General features: G+C 69.8%; 16 protein-coding genes. 11 read left to right on the top strand and 5 right to left on the bottom strand.

Translation table 11 applies throughout. The annotated features are described in order from the left end of the window. Positions 1-41: 41 nt before the first annotated feature. The 8 genes from QZX79_RS03235 to QZX79_RS03200 all read left to right on the top strand — a co-directional run bounded on the left by QZX79_RS03235 (position 42) and on the right by QZX79_RS03200 (position 9,096). Positions 42-2,219 (top strand): efflux RND transporter permease subunit, encoded by a 2,178-nt coding sequence (locus tag QZX79_RS03235; protein WP_294564553.1) that lies wholly within the window; start codon positions 42-44, stop codon positions 2,217-2,219. Between the two features lie 295 nt (positions 2,220-2,514). Continuing rightward, complete coding sequence (locus tag QZX79_RS03230) at positions 2,515-3,363, top strand: triacylglycerol lipase (RefSeq protein ID WP_294564551.1); 849 nt, start codon at positions 2,515-2,517, stop codon at positions 3,361-3,363. A gap of 142 nt (positions 3,364-3,505) precedes the next feature. Continuing rightward, on the top strand, positions 3,506-5,368 hold the full coding sequence (dnaK, locus tag QZX79_RS03225) for a molecular chaperone DnaK (RefSeq protein ID WP_120167619.1): 1,863 nt from the start codon (positions 3,506-3,508) through the stop codon (positions 5,366-5,368). Positions 5,369-5,370: 2 nt separating this feature from the next. Next, entirely contained in the window at positions 5,371-6,066 is a 696-nt protein-coding gene (locus tag QZX79_RS03220) for a nucleotide exchange factor GrpE (RefSeq protein WP_294564549.1), read from the top strand. Positions 6,067-6,229: 163 nt separating this feature from the next. After that, positions 6,230-7,207: a DnaJ C-terminal domain-containing protein gene (locus QZX79_RS03215; RefSeq protein WP_294564546.1), complete on the top strand. Its 978-nt coding sequence runs from the start codon at positions 6,230-6,232 to the stop codon at positions 7,205-7,207. 48 nt (positions 7,208-7,255) lie between these two features. Continuing rightward, positions 7,256-7,678 carry a heat shock protein transcriptional repressor HspR gene (locus tag QZX79_RS03210; protein WP_294564544.1) on the top strand — a complete coding sequence of 141 codons (423 nt, stop codon included), beginning with the start codon at positions 7,256-7,258 and terminating at the stop codon, positions 7,676-7,678. 115 nt (positions 7,679-7,793) lie between these two features. Next, positions 7,794-8,357: a hypothetical protein gene (locus QZX79_RS03205; RefSeq protein WP_294564541.1), complete on the top strand. Its 564-nt coding sequence runs from the start codon at positions 7,794-7,796 to the stop codon at positions 8,355-8,357. Positions 8,358-8,397: 40 nt separating this feature from the next. Beyond that, positions 8,398-9,096, top strand: coding sequence for a PspA/IM30 family protein (locus QZX79_RS03200; RefSeq protein ID WP_294564538.1), 699 nt, complete (start codon positions 8,398-8,400; stop codon positions 9,094-9,096). Here QZX79_RS03200 and QZX79_RS03195 read toward each other — a convergent pair. Beyond that, complete coding sequence (locus QZX79_RS03195; RefSeq protein ID WP_294564535.1) at positions 9,068-9,637, bottom strand: DUF5655 domain-containing protein; 570 nt, start codon at positions 9,635-9,637, stop codon at positions 9,068-9,070. The two genes, QZX79_RS03200 and QZX79_RS03195, sit on opposite strands and share 29 nt — an antisense overlap. A 51-nt stretch (positions 9,638-9,688) precedes the next feature. Between QZX79_RS03195 and QZX79_RS03190 the strand changes: the two genes are divergently transcribed. After that, the gene (locus QZX79_RS03190) at positions 9,689-10,369 is read left to right on the top strand and encodes an SDR family oxidoreductase (RefSeq protein ID WP_294564532.1); all 681 of its coding nucleotides are present in this window, start codon (positions 9,689-9,691) and stop codon (positions 10,367-10,369) included. A gap of 27 nt (positions 10,370-10,396) precedes the next feature. On the opposite strand, the gene QZX79_RS03185 is transcribed toward QZX79_RS03190, so the two are convergent. Together QZX79_RS03185 and QZX79_RS03180 are read right to left on the bottom strand one after the other, a co-directional pair. Then, entirely contained in the window at positions 10,397-11,329 is a 933-nt protein-coding gene (locus tag QZX79_RS03185) for a DUF5996 family protein (RefSeq protein WP_294564529.1), read from the bottom strand. Continuing rightward, positions 11,326-11,934 carry an NADPH-dependent F420 reductase gene (locus QZX79_RS03180; RefSeq protein ID WP_294564526.1) on the bottom strand — a complete coding sequence of 203 codons (609 nt, stop codon included), beginning with the start codon at positions 11,932-11,934 and terminating at the stop codon, positions 11,326-11,328. The genes QZX79_RS03185 and QZX79_RS03180 overlap by 4 nt, the downstream gene beginning before the upstream one ends. A gap of 266 nt (positions 11,935-12,200) precedes the next feature. On the opposite strand from QZX79_RS03180, the gene QZX79_RS03175 reads away from it, so the two are divergent. Continuing rightward, on the top strand, positions 12,201-12,548 hold the full coding sequence (locus tag QZX79_RS03175; RefSeq protein WP_294564523.1) for a UBP-type zinc finger domain-containing protein: 348 nt from the start codon (positions 12,201-12,203) through the stop codon (positions 12,546-12,548). 62 nt (positions 12,549-12,610) lie between these two features. Here QZX79_RS03175 and trmB read toward each other — a convergent pair whose 3' ends face one another. Then, entirely contained in the window at positions 12,611-13,537 is a 927-nt protein-coding gene (gene trmB / locus QZX79_RS03170) for a tRNA (guanosine(46)-N7)-methyltransferase TrmB (RefSeq protein WP_294564520.1), read from the bottom strand. A gap of 49 nt (positions 13,538-13,586) precedes the next feature. Next, on the bottom strand, positions 13,587-14,825 hold the full coding sequence (locus QZX79_RS03165) for a M20 family metallopeptidase (protein ID WP_294564518.1): 1,239 nt from the start codon (positions 14,823-14,825) through the stop codon (positions 13,587-13,589). A gap of 332 nt (positions 14,826-15,157) precedes the next feature. On the opposite strand from QZX79_RS03165, the gene QZX79_RS03160 reads away from it, so the two are divergent. Continuing rightward, a partial coding sequence (locus QZX79_RS03160; protein WP_294564515.1) for a DEAD/DEAH box helicase occupies positions 15,158-16,277 on the top strand: 1,120 nt, incomplete at its 3' end.

Below are 16,277 nucleotides of genomic sequence, written 5' to 3'. Positions count from 1 at the left end.
TATACTCGACCGCAGAGACAATTCTTTCGGAAGGCCCCACCATGAAAAGCACCTGGCTGCGCGTTCTGCTCCCGGCCCTCATCGTCCTGGTCTGGCTGGTCGGCGCCGGCTTCGGCGGCCCCACCTTCGGCCGGCTCGAGGAGGTCTCGAGCAACGACCAGGCGTCTTTCCTGCCCGCAAGCGCCGAGTCCACGGCCGCCGGCGAGTTCGAGGAGCAGTTCCGGGACTCCGACGCGGTGCCGGCCGTCATCGTCGCCGAGTCCACGGAGGACATCGCGCCCGGTGAGCTCGGAGCCTACGCCGCCGTCGCGGGGCAGCTCGCCGAGGTCGAGGGCCTCGCGGCGCCGGCCGGCGGCGGCCCCACCGTCGTCGGGCCCATCCCGGCGGAGGACCTCGGCGCCGTGCAGTACCTCGCCTTCGTCTCGGCCGACGCCGAACTCGGCGAGGTGGTCGCCGAGCTTCGGGAGGTGCTCAACGCGGAACTGCCCGACGGCGCCACCGGCTACGTCACCGGGCCGGCGGGGTTCACCGCCGACCTGGTCAGCGCCTTCGGCGGCATCGACGGAATCCTGCTCGGCGTGGCACTGGGCTGCGTGTTCCTCATCCTGCTCGGGGTCTACCGCTCCCTGGTGCTGCCGTTCCTTGTCCTGCTGACCTCGGTGTTCGCCCTGGCCACCTCCATCCTCGTGGTGTTCGCCTTCGCCAAGTGGGACTGGATCCAGCTCAGCGGGCAGAGCCAGGGCATCCTCTCGATCCTCGTGATCGGCGCCGCGACCGACTACGCGCTGCTGCTGGTGGCCCGTTTCCGGGAGAGCCTGGGGGAGGTGCAGTCCACCTGGGAGGCGATGAAACGGGCCTACCGCGGATCGGTTGAGCCCATCGCGGCCTCGGCGGCCACGGTGATCCTGGGGCTGCTGTGCCTTCTCTTCTCCGACCTCAACTCGAACCGCAGCCTCGGGCCCATCGCGGCCATCGGCATCGTCTTCTCCCTGGCGGCCGCGCTGAGCCTGCTCCCGGCCCTGCTGCTGATCTTCGGCCGCGCCGCCTTCTGGCCGCTGCGGCCGAAGGTGGGCGCCAGCGCCCGGAACGCCTCCACCGGCGGACCCGCGGGCACCGAGGGCCTGCGCGGGCTGTGGCGGGCGGTCGCCGTCCTGGTGGCCCGCCGGTACCGTGCGGTCTGGATCGGCTCGCTGGTCATCCTGGGGGCCGGAGCGCTCGGCCTCACCCAGTTGCAGGCCAGCGGTGTGCCGCAGTCGGAGGTGATCCTGAGCTCCTCCAACGCCGTCGACGGGCAGGAGGCGCTCGGCCGCCACTTCGACGCCGGCGCCGGCAGTCCGATCGCCGTCATCGCTCCCGAGGAGGACCGGGACCGCGTCCTGGACCTCGTCGGGGACACCCCGGGCATCTCCGAGGCCGCCCTCGCCACCGACCCTGCCGGAGCCGTCGAGGTCAACGACGGCCGGGTGCTGATCAGCGGCACGCTGCAGTTCCAGGCCGACTCCGAGGACGCCGAGAACGTCGTGCGGGACCTCCGCGCCGACCTCGAGCAGCAGAGCCCTGACTCGCTGGTCGGAGGCGTGACGGCGATCGCCGTGGACACCAACGACACCGCGGTGGCCGACCTGGGCAAGATCATCCCCATCGTCCTCGCGGTCATCCTGGTGGTCCTGATGCTCCTGCTGCGCGCGGTCGTGGCGCCGGTGCTGCTGATCCTGAGCGTCGTGCTTTCCTACGCGACGGCCCTGGGCGTCTCGGCGCTGGTCTTCAACAACCTGCTCGGCTTCGAGGGGGCCGATGCCTCCGTTCCCCTGTTCGGCTTCGTGTTCCTCGTGGCACTGGGGGTGGATTACAACATCTTCCTGATGACCCGGGTCCGCGAGGAGTCACTGCGGCTGGGCACCCGGCCCGGAATCCTGCGCGGGCTGGGCGTGACGGGCGGCGTGATCACCTCCGCGGGCGTGGTGCTGGCGGCGACCTTCGCCGCCCTGGGCGTCATTCCGATCCTCTTCCTCGCGCAGATCGCCTTCATCGTCGCGTTCGGCGTGCTGCTCGACACCATCCTGGTGCGGTCGTTGCTGGTGCCGGCGCTGGCCTACGATCTGGGCCCGCGCATCTGGTGGCCCTCCGCCCTGGCCAAGGGCCAGGTGCCGGCCCACCGCGCCGCCGGGCCCGACGCTGAGGACCACGAGCACCGCGAGGTGGCGGCCCACCGCGCTTGAGACCGGCCGCACCGGTGCTTCTGCCCACCGACCGGCCCCGGTCGGTGGGCAGGTTGGAGCAGGCCGGTGCTCCTGCCCAGTGGCGGCCCCTGATCGGTGGGCATATCCGGACATGCCCACCGATCACGGCGGGTCGGTGGGCGGAAAGATCGCGGGTGTAAGACGTGGCGGGCAGTCCGCTGGCAGGCGGCATGAGCGGTTTCCCGGAGCCATTGCCCAAACTGCTAAGTACGCTTAGCGTTGACGGGGTCCAATGCCCCTGCGGGCCCGTGCCGATACGAAGAGGTCCTCCGCCATGTCCTTCCGCTTCCGAACCGCCCTGGCCGCCGTCGCCCTCGCCGCCACCAGCCTCGCCGGGGGAGCACCCGCGTCGGCCGACACTACGGACATCGCCCCGCCCGGAGCCAATGACTGGTCGTGCAGGCCCAGCGCCGAGCACCCGCGGCCCGTGGTGCTGGTGCCCGGCACCTTCGAGAGCATGGCGAAGAACTGGTCGACGCTCTCACCCCGCCTGGCAGCCGAGGGCTACTGCGTCTTCGCCCTCAACTACGGAACCACCAACGGCGTCGACGCCACCGGCCCCATCGCCGAGTCCGCCGGGGAGCTCGCCTCCTTCGTCGACGGGGTGCTGGGCGCCACCGGGGCGCAGAAAGTGGACATCGTCGGGCACAGCCAGGGCGGAATGATGCCCCGGTACTACCTCGGGTTCCTCGGCGGAGCGAAAGAGGTCAACCACCTCGTCGGGATTGCGCCATCCAATCACGGCACCGAAGGTGTGATTGCGCCGACGCCGGACCAGGTTCCCCTGGGCACCGGCGACCCGGGTTTCCTCTGCCAGGCCTGCGCCGACCAGGAGGCTGGATCGGCCTTCCTGGCGAAGCTGAACGCGATCGGCGACACGGTCAACGGGCCGTCCTACACCGTGCTCTCCACGAAGTACGACGAGGTCGTCACCCCCTACCCGAGCCAGTTCCTCAGCGGGCCGGCCCGGCAGGTCACCAACATCACCCTGCAGGACAAGTGCCCGCTCGACCCGATCGAGCACGACCAGGCGCCCAACGACCCGGTGGTGCACCAGCTGGTCAGCCACGCCCTGGCCTCCAAGGGCCCGGCGAGCCCGGCGTACCAGCCGGAATGTTTGTGAGTGTTACGAAGTTGAGTATGGCAGGCTCAACTTTGTTTTGACTCTCGATGAGGGCGGAGTACAGTTGAGTGCAGAACGCTCAATCTACGTGCCCGGCGGTTGAGCGGCCAGCACATCACCGGGCTGTCGAAAGGAAACTTGCATGTCACGTGCAGTAGGCATTGACCTCGGAACCACCAACTCAGTTGTTTCAGTCCTCGAAGGCGGCGAGCCCACCGTTATTGCGAACGCCGAGGGCGCGCGCACCACGCCCTCCATCGTTGCGTTCTCCAAGGCCGGTGAGGTGCTGGTCGGCGAGATCGCCAAGCGCCAGGCCGTCAACAACATCGACCGCACCATCGCGTCGGTCAAGCGCCACATGGGCACCGACTGGTCCATCCCCGTCGATGACAAGAAGTACACCGCCCAGGAGATTTCCGCCCGCATCCTTCAGAAGCTGAAGACCGACGCGGAGTCCTACCTCGGCGAGAAGGTGACCGACGCCGTCATCACCGTTCCCGCGTACTTCAACGACGCCGAGCGCCAGGCCACCAAGGAAGCCGGCGAGATCGCCGGCCTGAAGGTGCTGCGCATCGTCAACGAGCCCACCGCCGCGGCCCTGGCCTACGGCCTGGACAAGGGCAAGGAAGACGAGCTCATCCTCGTGTTCGACCTCGGCGGCGGAACCTTCGACGTCTCCCTGCTCGAAGTCGGCAAGGACGAGGACCAGTTCTCCACCATCCAGGTCCGCTCCACCGCAGGCGACAACCGCCTCGGCGGCGACGACTGGGACCAGCGCGTCGTCGACTTCCTGCTCGCGCAGGCCAAGGCCAAGGGTGCCGACCTGTCGAAGGACAAGATCGCCCTGCAGCGCCTGAAGGAAGCCGCGGAGCAGGCCAAGAAGGAACTGTCCTCGGCCACCTCCACCAACATCTCGCTGCAGTACCTCTCCGTCACCCCGGAGGGCCCGGTGCACCTGGACGAGCACCTCTCCCGTGCCAAGTTCCAGGACCTCACCAAGGACCTGCTGGACCGCACGAAGAAGCCGTTCCACGATGTGATCTCCGAGGCCGGCATCAAGGTCTCCGACATCAACCACATCATCCTGGTCGGCGGCTCGACCCGCATGCCCGCGGTGTCCGAGCTGGTCAAGGAGCTCGCCGGCGGCAAGGAGCCCAACAAGGGCGTCAACCCCGATGAGGTCGTCGCCGTCGGCGCCGCACTGCAGGCCGGTGTGCTGAAGGGCGAGCGCAAGGACGTCCTGCTGATCGACGTCACCCCGCTCTCCCTCGGCATCGAAACCAAGGGCGGCATGATGACCAAGCTCATCGAGCGCAACACCGCCATCCCGACCAAGCGGTCCGAGACCTTCACCACCGCCGACGACAACCAGCCGTCCGTGGCGATCCAGGTCTTCCAGGGCGAGCGCGAGTTCACCCGGGACAACAAGCCGCTGGGCACCTTCGAGCTGACCGGCATCGCGCCGGCCCCGCGCGGCGTGCCGCAGGTCGAGGTGACCTTCGACATCGACGCCAACGGCATCGTGCACGTGTCCGCCAAGGACAAGGGCACCGGCACCGAGCAGTCGATGACCATCACCGGTGGATCCTCCCTCTCCAAGGAGGACATCGACCGCATGGTCCGCGAGGCCGAGGAGCACGCAGCCGAGGACAAGGCCCGCCGCGAGGCGGCCGACACCCGCAACGCCGCCGAGCAGCTCGCCTACTCGGTCGACAAGCTCATCGCTGACAACTCGGACAAGCTGCCCGAAGAGGTCAAGACCGAGGTCCAGGCCGACGTCGACGCCCTCAAGAAGGCGCTCGAGTCCCAGGACAACGACGACGAGGTGAAGACCGCGTTCGAGAAGCTGCAGGCCTCCCAGTCCAAGCTCGGCGAGGCAATCTACGCCTCCGCCCAGCAGGACGGACAGAGCGGCCCCGGCGCATCGGCCGACGGATCCGGCCCCGCCCCGGCGGACGACGACGACATCGTCGACGCCGAGGTTGTCGACGAAGAAAAGAAGTAATCATGCCGCACCACGGAAATGAAGAAGAGCACCAGTCAGAGCCAGTGAGCTTCCGGGACAACCGCAAGATCGACCCTGAAACGGGCGCCGTCCGTGGGCAGCAGAACGACGCCGGCGACCCGGCACCGGCCCGGCCGGTGTCCGGGGAGTCCGCCGGGGCGGAGGAGTCTGCAGGGCAGGCGCCTCCGGCGCCGGCCGCCGCGGATTCCGCCGACGGCGACGCGCTCGCCCAGGCCGAAGCCATCCTCAACGAGGCCGGCGAGGGCGAGGACGCGCCGGTGACGGAGGTCATCGCCGAACTGCGCAACGACCTGCTCCGGCTGCAGGCCGAGTACGTCAACTACCGGCGCCGCGTCGAGCGGGACCGCGACGTTGCACGCGACCAGGCCGTCATCGGGGTCATCAACTCCCTGATGCCGGTCCTCGACGACATCGACGCCGCGCGCCAGCACGGCGACCTCGCCGACGGGCCGTTCGCGGCGATCGCGGGCAAGTTCGAAAACGCCCTCAAGGCGTATGAGCTGACCCGCATCGACGAGACCGGTGTGGCCTTCGACCCGAACATCCACGAGGCGCTCATCCAGCAGCCCAGCGCGGACGTCCAGGCCGACAGCGTCAGCCAGGTCCTCCGCGCCGGCTACCGCAAGGGCGACCGCGTCCTTCGGGCGGCCCAAGTGATCGTCGCAGTACCGGAGTAGCGTTACTGTCCCGGGCGGGGCGGTCTTGCCGGGCCAACGAAATTCCAGCGCTCGTAGAGCTCGCTTGGAATATTGAAGGCCCTACACAAGACCGCTCCGCCCGGGACGATCCGTACCCGGTACATTTCAGGTTTCAAGCAGAAGCAGTGAAAGGAGACTCCAATTGGCTAGTCAGGATTGGGTCGATAAGGATTTTTACAAGATCCTCGGTGTCTCCAAGGACGCAACGGACGCCGACATCAAAAAGGCGTACCGCAAACTCGCCCGCAAGCACCACCCTGACCAGAACCAGGGCGACGCAGGGTCCGAACGCATGTTCAAGGACGTCTCCGAGGCCTACTCCGTGCTGTCCGACTCCGAGCAGCGCCAGCAGTACGACGCCATCCGCGCCATGGGCGGCGGCGCCCGATTCACCGCCGCCGGTGCCGGGGCGCCGGGCGGCAGCGCCGGCTTCGAGGACATCTTCGGGAACCTCTTCGGCCAGGGCGCCGGACCCCGCACCCGCGGCGGCAACAGCTACAGCAACCTCCCGCCCGAGTTCGCCGACCTCTTCGGCGGCGGCGGCGGATTCGGCGGCGGCTTCGACGCGCCGCCGCGCAAGGGCGCCGACCGGACCGCCAGCACCACCATCTCCTTCGCCGGTTCCATCAAGGGCACCACCATCGGGCTGCGCGAGCCCTCCGGGGAGGTCATCGACGTCCGCATCCCCGCCGGCATCAAGGACGGGCAGAAGGTGCGGGTGCGCGGGCGCGGCCAGTCGGGGCCGGCGGGCAGCGGCGACCTCATGGTCACCGTGCACGTGAAGGACCACCCGATCTTCCAGCGCGACGGCGACAACATCAAGGTCCACGTCCCCGTGACCTTCCCCGAGGCCGCACTCGGCGCGCAGATCGAGGTGCCGACCATCACCGGCGAACTGGTCAAGATGAAAGTCCCGCCGGGAACGCCCTCGGGCAGGACGCTGAGGCTCAAGGGCCGGGGGGTGTCCACGCCGAAGGTGACCGGGGACCTGCTGGTGACCATCGACGTCGTCGTGCCCCAAAACCTCTCCAAGGAGGCCGCCGCCGCGGTCGAGGCGTTCGCCGCGGCGACCGCCGACGCCAACCCCCGCGCCGGCCTGGCAGCCAAGGCCCGGCTCTAACCGCACACCCGTCCGCCCCGCGCGGAACCGGAAGGAGGCAACCGCACGATGGATACCACGATGCCCATCTACGTCATCTCGGTCGCCGCCGAGCTGGCCGACATGCACCCGCAGACGCTGCGCCAGTACGACCGGCTCGGGCTCGTCACGCCGAGCCGGGCGCCCGGGCGCGCCCGGCGGTACTCCCAGAAAGACGTCAGCACCCTCCGCGAGATCCAGCGGCTGTCCCAGGAAGGGGTTTCCCTCGAAGGGATCCGCCGCATCCTCCAGCTCGAGAACCAGGTGTCGGCGCTGCAGCAGCGGGTCCGGGAACTGAACTCCGAACTGGCGCAGCGCCGCGGCCAGCCCGATCCCAGCCGGGTGTTCGCCGCCGGGCTGGCCGGCGACGTCGTCACCCTGGCCCGGGGCCAGCGCCCGCGGGCCCGCAGCCAGGCCGTCATGGTCTGGCGCCCGGACACCGCCGGCAACTGAGCAGGCGGCACGGCCCGGTGGATTCCCGCAGCCAAAATCTGGAAATCGCCGCACCCGCAGGGCACACTAGAGGAATGCTCCGCTCCCGCTTCCGCTCCCCGAGGACCCTGTACTGATGGACGCATTTCTTCAGCTGCTGATGGTGTTCGGCATCATCCTGCTCCTCATGGGCCTGACCTCCACCGCGCTGCTCTGGCTGGCCGTGCGGCGGATCCGGCGCTCAGGACTCATGCGGCGCGCGGCCGACAACGGCGTCCTGACCCTTCACTCTCTCGCCATGGACCGGACCGTGCGGGAGCCGGCCCGGCTGGCCCTGGAGCTCCGCCGCTCCAACCAGGCCAACCGGCGGGCCCTCGCCGAGGCTGTGCAGCGCGGCTGGCCGGTGGGCAACCTGCCCGCCGCCGCCGAAGAGCTCGAGCGGGCCGCCGCCTCCGTTGGCGACCACCTGCGCATGGCCGACCGGGAGCCGAACCGGGCCCTGAAGCGGGAACTGACGGCGGACCTCGCCCGCCATGTGCGCTCGCTCGAGGGACTCTCGGTCGACCTCCGGCGCTGCCTGCTGCGGGGTTCAGGCTCCATGGACCGGCTCGAGCTGGAACGCAGCGGCGCCCGGCTGACCATGGAGATCAGCGCCATGCATTCGTGGCTCACCGCCTACGGGGTCCGGAGGGCGTCATGACGGCACCGCTCCGCCGCTCCTAGGCCCCGGCAGGGCAGTAATGTCCCTTTCCCGGCGCCTCTCGCGGATCATCCGCGCCAACAAGGCCGCTGCCCAGCCCGTCGAGGACCCACGGGTGACCGCCGCCAACGCACAGCGGGCGCAGCACGCGGCCCTGGACCAGGCGCGGCGGGGAGCCGCCGATGTCGCCGCACACCGGCGCCGCCTCGAAATTCTGGCCGGTGAGGCCTCCGCGCGGGTGCGCCACTTCGAGGCGCATGCCGCCGCCGCGGTCGCCCGCGGCGATGACAACGCCGCCCGGGAGGCCCTGCGCGCCCAGCTGGGGGCCGCAAAGCACCTGCAGACCCTCAGCGGGCAGCTCCAGGAGATCGATGCGCAGGCCCGGCGGCTCGCCGCCGACGTCGCGCGGCTCGAGGAACGGATGTCCGACAGCTGGCTCCGGCACCAGGCCCTGCTGGCCCAGCAGGCCGCGGCCGAGGCGTCGATGCGGGCCCAGGAGGCGCTGCGCTCCTCGGCGGGCCCGATCGGGGGAGGGGAGCTCGCCGCCCGGGAAGCCGAGCGGGAGGTGCGCCGCCTGCAGGCACTCGCCGCCGCCCGTGAAGAACTGGCCTGGTCGGATCCGTCCTCGCAGCGCGTCCAGGAGGCGCTCGAGGAGCTCGAGGCCGACTCCGCCGCGCGCCTGGAGCTGGCCCGCCTGAAGGAACAGCGGGCTAGAGGCTCTCGTCCCGGGCCGCAGTAAGGGCCTGCAGCACCGCGTCGTCGATATCGTCGACTGTCTTCAGGCGGATCCGCCAGCGGAACGGATCGTCCTTCGCCGCCCGCGCCGGCTCGGCGCGCGGATCGTCCGGGCGGGCGAAGCGCAGGAACACGTCGACGGCGGACTTCGTCGCCGGGGTGACCTGCGCGAACTTCCGGCGCTCCGTCTGCAGTGAGATGTAGGTCTTGCGCATCTGCACCTCGACGCCGTCGGCTTCGAGCGCCCAGGCGAGGAGCCGGTCCCCGATGGGGCGCAGCGACTGCCGGTCCGCGTACTGGCCCTCGTACAGTTCGTCCACGGAACTCAGAATGAAATCCGGGTAGCCGAACATCGCCCAGTCCACGCTCATCAGACTGTAGCCGGTCACACCCTGGGGTTTCAGCCAGGCCGCCAGCGCCGCCCGGGAGCCGACGCCGGCGCCGCGGGCGGCCTCCACCCACTCCTCGACGCTGCGGCCCGTGGTGCGCTGGAGCCGTTCGGCATTCGTGTCGGCCATCGCCTGCCAGGTCTTAATCTCGCCCATTGCTCCAGCGTAGCCGGACCGCCCTCCCGCCTGCGTTGGTACACTCGCCGCATGGAGCTGAACGGATCCCACTTCCTTGTCGTCGGTGCCACCGGAGTGCTGGGATCCGCGCTCGCGCGCGGCCTTGCCGCCCGGGGCGCCCTGCTGACCCTGAGCGGGCGGTCGGAGGCCAAGCTGGCCGCCCTGGCCGGCGAGCTGGGCGGTGCCGCCGCCGGCACCGTCGCGGCCGACCTCGGCCGGCTCAGCGCTCCCTCGGACATCGCGGCGGCCGCCTACGGCCGGGAGTTGAACGGCATCATCTTCGCCGCCGGCGTCGTTGCCTTCGGGCCGGCCGCGGAGGTCGACGACGACACCCTGGACGAGTTGATGCTGGTGAATCTGCTCGGGTACATGCGCCTGATGCGCGAGCTGGCGCCGCGGCTGGCCGAAGACTCCGTCGTCGTCCAGCTCAGCGCCGTCGTCGCCGAGCGGCCCACCGCAGGCATGGCCGCCTACTCCGCCACCAAGGCGGCACTGAGCGCCTACGGCAAGGCACTCAACCTCGAACTGCGCCGCCAGGGATCCCGGGTGCTGGACGTGCGCCCCCCGCACACGGAGACCGGCCTGACCGAACGGACCCTCGCGGGCACCGCCCCGCGGCTGCCGCAGGGCAAGGACCCGCAGGCCGTTGCCGAGCGCATCATCGCCGCTCTGGCGGAGGGCGAGAAGGACCTGGCCTCCACGGCGTTCTGAACCGGCGGTTCCGGACGCCGCCCAGGCTCAGGCATCACGGGGCGCCACTTGAGGCAGGCGCCCCGGGTCTGTCTCGAGGGTGGAGCGGTCCCAGCCGGCGCCGTCGGCGGCCGCTTCATACGTTGACCTGAGGAATTCAAGGAGGACGGCGTCCGGATCTTCCGAGCGCCTCACGGCGTCGTAGGGGAGCATGAACAGGCCCAGGTCCTCCCGGTAGGAGGCCTCCGGGGGCCCGGCGGGAGCGGCCGGGTAGCCCTCCGGCTCGGGATACGCATAAGAGTAGAAGGATCCCTCGGGGGAGCCGCCGGCCCAAAAGCCGCTGCTCCACAGTTCGTGGGAGTAGCCCTCCACCATGACCCAGTCGGGGCAGTTCGGCACGCCGCCCGGGTGCGGGGGAGCCGGCCGCCCCGAGAACCGGGTGCAGGCCAGGTCCATCCCGCCCCAGAAGAAGTGCACCGGGCTCGACTTGCCCGCGAAGGAGGCTCGAAACATCTGCAGCACCCTCGCGGCCTGGGTGAGCTGCTGCCAGAACCGGTGCACGGCGTCGTGGTCGTAGGACCGGTTCCCATGGTCGTCAGCGAAGGGAACCGCTGGGTCCACCTCGTTGGGGACGGCGCGGATCGCCGCGGGGATCCCCAGCTCCGCCAGCACCACGGTGAGCTCGCCGTAGAACTGCGACACGGGCTTGGGCTCCAGCGCCACCATGCCTTCCCCGCCGCCGCTGTGGCGGACCCGGAGGACGTCGGTGACGACATCGAACTCGATGTCGAAGGTCGACTGCCCGCAGGGCACCGTGGAGGTGCCCAGGCCCCGCGGGGTCACATACAGCGGCACCTGCCACCAGTGGTTGACCAGCGGGGCGTGGGCCATCCGGATCTTGCCCACAATCTGGAGCCACATGTGGAGGGTGGCGCGGGTGTCATCCCAGTTATCCACTAGCAGCGCCGGCCAGCGGCTCACGCCACGACCTTGATGTTGACGGACCCGGTGTTCAGGGACGACATCAGGTTGAACGCCAGGAAGGAGTAGTGCTCGGCGCTGCGGGCGGTCGAGATGTCGCCGAGGTCGAGCTGGTTCTCCCGGCTCCAGCCGAGGTCCTTGAGGAGTCCGGCGACCGTCTCCTTCGCCGCTTTGTCATTGCCGGAAAGGAACACCGTGCTCTCCGCGGCCCGCGATTCGGATCCGGTCATGGCCGCCACCGGCATGGTGTTCAGGGTCTTCACCACCCGGGTGTCGGGGAACTGCGCTTGAAGCGCGGCGCCCAGGCTGGCATTGGGGTAGACGAGTTCGAAGGCCGGGGAGAACGCATTGCCCACATCGATCAGGAGCTTCCCGGCGAGGACGCCGCCGAACGGCCGGAGGATGTCCTGGGCCGCATTGCCGGGAAGGGCCGAGACGACGACGTCGCCGGATTCGATCGCCTCCTGCATCCCCACCACCTTTGGGGCGAAGCCATCCTTTCCCGCGGGGTCACGGGCGCCCAGGACGACATCGTGGCCCGCATCGAGCAGGCCGTCGGCGAGGGCCGTGCCGACATTTCCTGTTCCAAGGACTGCAATTTTCATGGGTTCTCCTAGCCCCGAAGAATCGAAGGACGGCCGGGACGGGGTCGGGAGTATCCGCGGCGACAGCGTCCAAAGGATGACCTGAATGTATGTTCGATGCCCGGCTCGGTAAAGGATGCGCGGATCATTACGCGCGGAAAACCGCGCCGCGGCCCGGCCGCGTCCCGGGGGTATGGTCCCGGCGGCGGCAGGGGTGTAGAACTAGACGCGCCGGGGATTCACTGCGCACACTCGGCGCCGGCAGCGCCCGGCGGGAAGGAACTGCAATGAGCGATGTCCACGCGATCGTTCCCACGGCGGCGCCCTCGGGCGCCGGCTGCGTCGAGTGCCTCGACAGTCAGGGGTGGTGGCTGCACCTGCGGCGGTGCGCCCAGTGCGGGCACATCGGGTGCTGCGACTCCTCGCCGAGCCAGCATGCGAGCCGGCATGCGGCGGAGTCCGGCCATCCCATCATCGCCTCCTTCGAGCCCGGGGAGGACTGGTTCTGGAACTATGAGACCGGTTCCTACACAAAGGGCATGAAGCTTGCGCCGCCCCAGCACCGCCCGTTGAAACAGAGCTCGCCGGGGCCGGCAGGGGCCGTCCCCCGCGACTGGGTCACGAAGCTGCACTGAACCGCTGCACTAAACCGCTGCACGAAATCACTCCAGGGAGGCGCCCCGGGCTGTGCCCGGGCCTATCCGGTGGGCCGGTCCGTGCGGCGGTAGGTGAGGTCGAAGACCATGCGGCCGGCCTCCAGCGCCTTGTTCTCGAAGCTGGTCAGCGGGCGGCCCTCGAACCGCGGAGCCCAGCCGCCCAGGGTGTCGGTGCCCTCGTTGATTCCGGTATTGCCGGTGCTGACAGGGTCCCTGCCTTCACGGACCGGGGCACCGCCGACCACCGATTCCACCCCGCTCTCCCACACCTGGGTCAGGGGGCTCATCTCGCCGGTGCGCTCGCCGGCGTGGAGGTTGGCGAACATCGGTGAGGCGTCGAGGACCGAGCGCATCTGTACGGCGTAGTCGGACCAGTCGGTGGCCAGCCGGAACAGTCCGCCGGGTTCGAGCACCCGGGCGGCGAGTTCGACGAAGCTTTCTTTCACCAGGCGCCGCTTCCGGTGGCGCACCTTGTGCCAGGGGTCCGGGAAGTAGACCCAGAGCTCGCTGAGCGAGGCCGGCCCGAGCATTCCCGCCAGCGCCTCGGGGGCGTTGACCTGGGCCACCCGGACGTTGGACAGGCCCTTCTGGCTGATCCGCAGCATCGTCTGGGCCAGCCCGGGGCGGTACACCTCGAGGGCCAGGAAGTCGCGGTCGGGGTCAAGCTCCGCGGCGTGGGTGATCGCCTCACCGAGCCCGGAGCCGACCTCCACCACGAGCGGGGCATGCCGGCCGAAGGCGGCGGCGGCGTCGAACCGGTAGTCCGGGTCCACCGACGTGTCGGCGGACACGCGCGGGACGTCGATCAGGTAGTCCCCGGCGAGCTCGGCCCACGCCTCGCGCCGGCGGCCCTGGAGCCGGGACCCGCGTCGAACGAAGGACACGGGGTGGCCGCGGGGCGGTGCGGGAGCTTCGGGTGTTTCGGGATCTGCCGGGGTGGTTGCCGGGGTGTTGGGCTCGGTGCTCATCACCCTCAAGGCTACCGTCCGGTGTGCCCGGCGCGGGGCCGCCGGGCCCTCAGCCGATGCCCGCCGCGGCGAGGGACGCCAGCCGGGACAGTGCCAGCTGGGCGTACAGGGCGGCGCCGTCGGCCAGGACGTTGTCGTCGAACACAGCCAGGGGCGAGTGGTTGAACGGTGCCGACCGCGGGTCGGCGCCCGGGGGAGTGGCGGCGAGGAAGACGAAGCTGCCCGGGACCGCCTCCAGGATGCGCGAGAAGTCCTCTGAACCGCTCAGGGGCTGCTGCATCTCCGTGTACCGGCCGGGGCCGAAGAGCGCGTCAACCTGTTCCTGCGCATGGAGTGTCTCCGAGAAATTAGTCACCGTCAGCGGGTACTCGGTCTCGTAGTCGACGTCGGCCTCCAGCCCGTGCGCCTCGGCGATGCCGCGCACCAGGCGCGGGGCGATCGCGGCCATCTTCTCCCGGTTCTCCGCCGAGAAGGTCCGCACGGTGGCCTCGATGCGGGCGGTGTCGGGAATGATGTTCCGCTTCGTGCCCGCCCGAAGCACGCCCACGGAGATCACCACCGGGTCGAACATGTTGAACTGCCGGGTCACCATCACCTGCAGCTGCGTGACGATTTCGGCGGCCACGGTGACGGGGTCCTTCGCGGTGTGCGGGGCCGAGCCGTGGCCGCCGGCGCCGCGGATCGTCACCATAAGCCCATCCGAAGCCGACATCAGCGTACCGCCCCTGCTGGCGAAGATGCCGTTGGGCAGCAGCGAGGAGGTCACATGGAGCCCGTAGGCCGCGTCGGGCAACCGGCCGGAAGCCTCGAGGATGCCCTCGCGGATCATCACCGCCGCGCCGTCGTACCCCTCCTCCCCGGGCTGGAACATGAGCACGACGTCGCCGGCCAGCTCATCCCGGTGGGCGGCGAGCAGGCCGGCGGCGCCGGCGAGCATCGAAGTGTGCAGGTCGTGCCCGCAGGCGTGCATCACGCCGTCGACGGTGGAGGAGAACTGCTCCCCGGTGCGTTCCTGCACCGGGAGGGCGTCCATGTCCCCGCGCAGCAGCACCGTGGGCCGGCGCCCGGCCGAGGCGGCGGTGCCGCGCAGCACGGCGGTGACGGAGGTGGTCTCCGTGCCGAGGGTCACCTCGTACGGCAGGCCCTCAAGGGCTTCGAGGACCTTCTGCTGGGTCCGGGGCAGGGTCAGCCCGATCTCGGGTTCCCGGTGGAGGCGGTGCCGCAGATCGGTCAGGCCGCCGTGGAGCCGGCGTGCCTCCTCGAGCAGGCTGGCGGGGGTGGCGGTCATGGAGGTCCTCCCGGTGGATTCGGTCGATGGTTCCCCTGGTGTGGGTTCTCACACCCTCCCAGACAGTGCCGGAAAACGGGAGGGGTGAGGCGCCTCCGGGACGGTGCGCGTCAGGCGGAGGCCGTTCCGGCTGGTAGGGTGGAAGGACATGCCTGCGTATCCCGGAGGCCGGAGACGGCCCCGACACCCGCAGCCTGCGTCGATGAGCGCTTTCTTTTGTCCCGCATCCAGCTTCCCGTATGGAAGCGCGGTGGACACTGTCTGACTTTTCTTCGGCGAACCCCTGTGCCAACCGGCGCCGGGGAAGATGAGAAGAAAGTTCGTGTATATACATGACTACTTTTGCCGCCCTTGGTGTGCCCAAAGCGCTGGTTTCGAACCTGACCGCGCAGGGAATCACCGAACCTTTCCCCATCCAGGTCAAGACCCTCCCCGACACCCTCGCGGGACGCGACGTCCTCGGCCGTGGCCGCACCGGCTCGGGAAAGACCCTCGCTTTTGCCCTTCCCATGGTGTCCCGGCTCGCCGAGCAGGAGGCCGCCTACCGGCGCAAGCCCGGACGCCCGCTGGCCCTGATCCTCGCCCCGACCCGCGAGCTGGCCACCCAGATCAACAACACCGTCGAGCCCCTGGCCAACGAGCTGGGCCTGAACACCACCGTCATCTACGGCGGGGTTTCCCAGCAGCGCCAGGAAAAGGCCCTGCGGGCCGGCGTCGACATCGTCATCGCGTGCCCCGGCCGCCTCGAGGACCTGATGCGCCAGAAGCTCATCACCCTTGAATCGGTGGAGATCACCATCCTCGACGAGGCCGACCACATGGCCGACCTGGGCTTCCTGCCCGTCGTGAAGAAGATCATGGACACCACGCCCACCGAGGGCCAGCGCCTGCTGTTCTCGGCGACCCTCGACAACGGCGTGGACAAGCTCGTCAACCGGTACCTGAGCAAGCCCGTCACCCACTCGGTCGACGATCCCCAGGCCGCGGTGACCACCATGGAGCACCACGTGCTGCTCATCGGCGACCAGACCCAGAAGAAGCAGCTGATCGTTCAGCTTGCCTCCGGCACCGGGCGCCGCCTGCTCTTCATGCGCACCAAGCACCACGCCCGGAAGCTTGCCAAGACCCTGACCGACGCCGGCATCCCCGCCGTCGACCTTCACGGCAACCTCTCGCAGAACGCCCGTGACCGTAACCTTGCGGAGTTCTCCAGCGGTGATGTGCGCGTCCTCGTGGCGACCGACGTCGCCGCCCGCGGCGTCCACGTCGACGACGTCGCGCTCGTCGTCCACGTCGACCCGCCCACCGAGCACAAGGCATACCTCCACCGTTCGGGCCGGACCGCCCGCGCCGGGTCCTCGGGCACCGTCGTGACGATCACCCTGCCGGAGCAGAAGTCGGAGGTGCAGAAGCTGATGCGCGCCGCCGGCGTCGACGTCGCCTTCGAGAACG

The organism is uncultured Arthrobacter sp. (assembly GCF_902805515.1).
Lineage (GTDB): Bacteria > Actinomycetota > Actinomycetes > Actinomycetales > Micrococcaceae > Arthrobacter_D.
This window is presented reverse-complemented; position numbering and strand designations above follow the sequence as displayed.

Excerpts from the sequence above, each read along its gene's own strand:
- QZX79_RS03205 (WP_294564541.1), top strand. The coding sequence starts at position 7,794 with ATGGACGCATTTCTTCAGCTGCTGATGGTGTTCGGCATCATCCTGCTC.
- dnaK (WP_120167619.1), top strand. The coding sequence starts at position 3,506 with ATGTCACGTGCAGTAGGCATTGACCTCGGAACCACCAACTCAGTTGTT.
- QZX79_RS03195 (WP_294564535.1), bottom strand. The coding sequence starts at position 9,637 with ATGGGCGAGATTAAGACCTGGCAGGCGATGGCCGACACGAATGCCGAA.
- QZX79_RS03190 (WP_294564532.1), top strand. The coding sequence starts at position 9,689 with ATGGAGCTGAACGGATCCCACTTCCTTGTCGTCGGTGCCACCGGAGTG.
- QZX79_RS03230 (WP_294564551.1), top strand. The coding sequence starts at position 2,515 with ATGTCCTTCCGCTTCCGAACCGCCCTGGCCGCCGTCGCCCTCGCCGCC.
- QZX79_RS03220 (WP_294564549.1), top strand. The coding sequence starts at position 5,371 with ATGCCGCACCACGGAAATGAAGAAGAGCACCAGTCAGAGCCAGTGAGC.
- QZX79_RS03165 (WP_294564518.1), bottom strand. The coding sequence starts at position 14,825 with ATGACCGCCACCCCCGCCAGCCTGCTCGAGGAGGCACGCCGGCTCCAC.
- QZX79_RS03235 (WP_294564553.1), top strand. The coding sequence starts at position 42 with ATGAAAAGCACCTGGCTGCGCGTTCTGCTCCCGGCCCTCATCGTCCTG.
- trmB (WP_294564520.1), bottom strand. The coding sequence starts at position 13,537 with ATGAGCACCGAGCCCAACACCCCGGCAACCACCCCGGCAGATCCCGAA.
- QZX79_RS03210 (WP_294564544.1), top strand. The coding sequence starts at position 7,256 with ATGGATACCACGATGCCCATCTACGTCATCTCGGTCGCCGCCGAGCTG.
- QZX79_RS03180 (WP_294564526.1), bottom strand. The coding sequence starts at position 11,934 with ATGAAAATTGCAGTCCTTGGAACAGGAAATGTCGGCACGGCCCTCGCC.
- QZX79_RS03175 (WP_294564523.1), top strand. The coding sequence starts at position 12,201 with ATGAGCGATGTCCACGCGATCGTTCCCACGGCGGCGCCCTCGGGCGCC.
- QZX79_RS03200 (WP_294564538.1), top strand. The coding sequence starts at position 8,398 with ATGTCCCTTTCCCGGCGCCTCTCGCGGATCATCCGCGCCAACAAGGCC.